We start from the raw sequence: 255 nt of genomic DNA on the forward strand, positions 1-255 counted from the left end.
ACGTTACGATAAGATATCCTCTTACCGATGTCTCCTTAGAAAGGAGGTGATCCAGCCGCACCTTCCGATACGGCTACCTTGTTACGACTTCACCCCAATTATCGAACCCACCTTCGGCCGCGCCCCCCATTGCTAGTTAGGCTACGGACTTCGGGTGTTCCCGACTCTCATGGTGTGACGGGCGGTGTGTACAAGGCCCGGGAACGTATTCACCGCGGCATGCTGATCCGCGATTACTAGCGATTCCAACTTCAT

At 54.5% G+C, this 255-nt stretch carries 1 rRNA gene; it reads right to left on the reverse strand.

Features of this window, described 5'->3' with window-relative positions:
• Window positions 1-39: 39 nt before the first annotated feature.
• Window positions 40-255: ribosomal RNA gene (locus NE547_RS18730) — 16S ribosomal RNA — on the reverse strand; the annotation flags it as partial.

Source organism: Flavonifractor sp. DFI.6.63, assembly GCF_024462255.1.
In the GTDB taxonomy this organism is placed as follows: Bacteria; Bacillota; Clostridia; order Oscillospirales; family Oscillospiraceae; genus Lawsonibacter_A; species Lawsonibacter_A hominis.